This is a genomic window from Limosilactobacillus reuteri subsp. simiae (assembly GCF_020784875.1).
GTDB classification, from domain to species: Bacteria; Bacillota; Bacilli; order Lactobacillales; family Lactobacillaceae; genus Limosilactobacillus; species Limosilactobacillus reuteri_H.
In genome coordinates this window covers 1-635 of sequence record NZ_JAJGUI010000045.1, presented here as the reverse complement: position 1 = coordinate 635, position 635 = coordinate 1, and the positions used below count along the sequence as shown (strand labels likewise).

1 protein-coding gene is annotated in these 635 nt (G+C 36.1%); it reads left to right on the top strand.

All coding sequences use genetic code 11. From position 1 onward, the window contains the following. Positions 1-49: 49 nt before the first annotated feature. On the top strand, positions 50-635 hold a 586-nt coding region (locus LMC10_RS01350; RefSeq protein ID WP_229268727.1), incomplete at its 3' end, for a transposase family protein.

Sequence of the window (635 nt, the reverse complement as noted above, 5' to 3'; positions counted from 1 at the left end):
TCGTTATACAATCAATTCACCACAAAAATCATGAAAGAAGGTTAAACAAATGTCCCATAATGATTCTATCCTAAATATTCTTGGAATTAAAGATAAAAATATTAAAATTATTTCTGTTGAAGAAGCTGAACACAACGATGATTCTGTTAAAGAGTATATAACACTAATAACGGCTACTCTTTCTTATCCGATTAATCATTGTCGTAACTGTGGCTTTCCCACAGTTAATAAGGATGGCTTTCGCAAAACTCATGTACGACTGGCTAGTTTAAACGGGAGAAGATATGAATTAGAGCTTCGTAAACAACGCTATAAATGTAAATCATGCCATACTACTTTTGGTGCTATTACTAATTTAACCAAAGAAAATCAAACCCTATCCAGTGATCTCAAAAATCAAATCATGCTTTTGGCTCGTAAAGGACTATCTGGTCAGCTAATTGCTGAAATGTGTCACTGCTCTCCTAGCAGTGTTCGTCGAACAATTTTAGAGCGCATGGAACCACACTATCGTGTGGCTAAGTTGCCTAAGCATCTATGTTTTGACGAGTTTCGTTCAACTAAGTCGGTGATGTCCTTTATCTGTTGTGATGCTGAAACCCACCAAATTGTCACAAAGTTACAGGATCGTCTAT